At 70.7% G+C, this 3,620-nt stretch carries 1 protein-coding gene and 1 pseudogene; both read right to left on the minus strand.

The genetic code is table 11. From position 1 onward, the window contains the following. Positions 1-230: pseudogene (gene gltD, locus ACXJKL_RS17080) on the minus strand (glutamate synthase); the annotation flags it as partial. 62 nt (positions 231-292) lie between these two features. Continuing rightward, positions 293-3,620: glutamate synthase large subunit (gene gltB, locus ACXJKL_RS17085; RefSeq protein WP_457208217.1), on the minus strand; the 3,328-nt coding region annotated here is incomplete at its 5' end.

Below are 3,620 nucleotides of genomic sequence, written 5' to 3' on the forward strand. Positions count from 1 at the left end.
CGCCACACCAGGTCGTTCCACTCCGGGATGATGTTGCCCAGCGGGCAGCCCTGGTGGCAGAACGGGATCCCGCAGTCCATGCAGCGGCTCGCCTGCGTGCCGATGATGGGCAGCAGGGCGCGGCCGATCCCGTCCGGGTAGACCTCGTTCCAGTCGTGCACGCGCTCCTCGACGACGCGGCGCGTGGCGACCTCGCGGCCGCTCTTCAGAAAGCCCTTGGGATCACCCATTCTGCGCACCCTTCTCCATGGGTGAGCGCCTGGGCGCACCCGTCGTCGTGGTCACGCTGCGCTCACCCATGAAGCACCTCCATGATCCGTGCGTTCGCCTGGTCCTCGTCGAGACCCTCCGCGAGGGCCTCGGCGCGGGCGTCCAGCACTCGCTTGTAGTCGCGGGGCATCACCTCGGTGAAGCGGCCCAGTGCGGTGTCCCAGTCCTCCAGCAGTGCCGCGGCGACAGTCGAGCCGGTCTCCTCCGCGTGCCGGACGACGAGGTCCTTGAGCTCGGTCGCCGCGTCGTCGGTGACGGGGCCGAGGTCGACGAGCTCGGGGTTGACCCGTCCCTCGTCGAGGTCGAGCACGAAGGCGTAGCCGCCGGACATGCCGGCCGCGAAGTTRCGKCCGGTCGCGCCGAGCACGACGACGACACCACCGGTCATGTACTCGCAGCCGTGGTCGCCCACGCCCTCCACGACCGCGGTCGCGCCGGAGTTGCGCACGCAGAAGCGCTCGCCCGCCTGGCCCCGGAGGTAGATCTCGCCCGAGGTCGCGCCGTAGGCGATGGTGTTGCCCGCGATGATCTGCTCGCTGGCCTCGAACGTCGCCGACCGGTCGGGTCGTACGACGATGCGTCCGCCCGAGAGGCCCTTGCCGACGTAGTCGTTGGCGTCGCCCTCGAGCCGCAGGGTGATGCCGCGCGGCACGAAGGCACCGAACGACTGGCCCGCGGAGCCGATGAGGGTGATGTCGATGGTGCCGTCGGGCAGGCCCTCGCCGCGGTAGCGCTTGGTCACCTCGTGACCGAGGATCGTGCCGACGGTGCGGTTGACGTTGCGCACCGCCACCTGGGCGCGGACGGGCTCGCCGTCCTCCAGGGCCGGGGCCGCGAGCTTGACGAGCTCGTTGTCCAGGGCCTTGTCGAGGCCGTGGTCCTGGCCGTGCGTGCAGCGCAGGTCCTGGTCCTCGAACTGGCCGAACTCACCCGAGCGGGAGGCCTGGTGCAGGATCGGCGTCAGGTCGAGCCCGGCGGCCTTCCAGTGGTCGACGGCCCGGGCGACGTCGAGCGAGCCCACCCGGCCGACGGCCTCGTCGAGGGTGCGGAAGCCGAGCTCGGCGAGCAGCTCGCGCACCTCCTCGGCGATGTAGGTGAAGAAGTTGACGACGTACTCCGCCTTGCCGCTGAAGCGCTCCCGCAGGACGGGGTTCTGGGTCGCGACGCCCACCGGGCAGGTGTCGAGGTGACAGACCCGCATCATGATGCAGCCGCTGACGACGAGCGGAGCAGTGGCGAAGCCGTACTCCTCGGCGCCCAGCAGGGCGGCGATCACGACGTCGCGCCCGGTCTTGAGCTGGCCGTCGGCCTGCACCACGATCCGGTCGCGCAGGCCGTTGAGGAGCAGCGTCTGCTGGGTCTCGGCGAGACCGAGCTCCCACGGGCCGCCCGCGTGCTTGAGCGAGGTGAGCGGCGAGGCGCCGGTGCCYCCGTCGTGGCCGGAGATCAGCACCACGTCCGCGTGCGCCTTGGACACCCCCGCCGCGACCGTGCCCACGCCCACCTCGGACACGAGCTTGACGTGCACGCGCGCGCTCGGGTTGGCGTTCTTCAGGTCGTGGATCAGCTGCGCCAGGTCCTCGATCGAGTAGATGTCGTGGTGCGGCGGCGGGCTGATGAGGCCGACGCCCGGCGTCGAGTGCCGGGTCTTGGCCACCCACGGGTAGACCTTGTGGCCGGGCAGCTGGCCGCCCTCGCCCGGCTTGGCGCCCTGGGCCATCTTGATCTGGATGTCGTCGGCGTTGGTGAGGTACTCCGACGTGACACCGAAGCGGCCCGACGCGACCTGCTTGATCGAGCTGCGCCGCTCCGGGTCGTGGAGACGGTCGGCGTCCTCGCCGCCCTCCCCGGTGTTGGACTTGCCACCCAGCCGGTTCATCGCGATCGCCAGGGTCTCGTGCGCCTCCTGGCTGATGGAGCCGTAGGACATGGCACCGGTCGAGAAGCGCTTGACGATCTCGGAGACCGGCTCGACCTCGTCGATGCTGATGGGCGCGCGGCCGGTGGCCTCACCGTCCTTGAAGCGGAACAGTCCGCGCAGCGTCATCAGGCGCTCCGACTGCTCGTTGACGCGTGAGGTGTACTGCCGGAAGACCTCGTAGCTGCCCGACCGGGTCGCGTGCTGGAGGCGGAACACCGTCTCCGGGTCGAACAGGTGCGGCTCGCCCTCGCGACGCCACTGGTACTCGCCGCCGATCTCGAGCTCGCGGTGGGCGGGCGCGATGCCGCCGCGCGGGTACGCCGACGCGTGCCGGCGGGCGACCTCCTCGGCGATGGTGTCGAGCTCGATCCCGCCGAGCTTGGAGGTGGTGCCGGTGAAGTACCGGTCCACCACCGCCTGCGAGAGCCCGACGGCCTCGAAGATCTGCGCGCCGGTGTACGACGCCACCGTGGAGACGCCCATCTTGGACATCACCTTGAGCACGCCCTTGCCCAGGCCCTTGATGAGGTTGGCGACCGCCTTCTCGGGCTCGGCCTTGACGTAGTAGCCCTCCCGCGCCAGGTCCTCGACGGACTCCATCGCGAGGTAGGGGTTGACCGCCGCCGCGCCGTAGCCGACGAGCAGTGCCACGTGGTGCACCTCGCGGACGTCGCCCGCCTCCACGAGGAGGCCCACCTGGGTGCGGGTCTTCTGCCGGACCAGGTGGTGGTGCACCGCCCCGGTCAGCAGCAGCGACGGGATCGGGGCCAGGTCGGCGGTGGAGTGCCGGTCGGAGAGCACGATGATCCGCGCTCCCCCGGCGATCGCCTCCGACACCTCGGCGCAGATCTCGTCGAGGCGCTCGGCCAGCGCCCGCCCGCCGCCCGCGACGTCGTACAGGCCGCGGGAGACGTGGGTGATGAAGCCGGGCATGTCGCCGTCACGGTTGATGTGGCGGATCTTGGCGAGGTCGTCGTTGGAGATCACCGGGAACGGCAGCACCACCYGGCGGCACGACGCGGGCGTCGGCTGGAGCAGGTTGGCCTCGGGGCCGATGGTGCCGCTGAGCGAGGTGACGAGCTCCTCGCGGATGGCGTCCAGGGGCGGGTTGGTGACCTGGGCGAAGAGCTGGGCGAAGTAGTCGAACAGCAGGCGCGGCTTGTCGCTCAGCGCCGCGATCGGGGTGTCGGTGCCCATCGAGCCGAGCGTCTCGGCGCCGGTGTTGGCCATCGGCGTGAGCAGCAGGCGCAGCTCCTCCTCGGTGTAGCCGAAGATCTGCTGGCGCCGCGTCACCGAGGCGTGCGTGTGCACGATGTGCTCACGGTCGGTGACGTCGTCGAGGTGGATGAGACCGGCGTGCAGCCACTCGTCGTACGGGTGCTCGGCGGCCAGCTCGGACTTGATCTCCTCGTCCTCGATGATGCGGTGC

The sequence above is a fragment of the Nocardioides sp. P5_C9_2 genome, assembly GCF_054049555.1.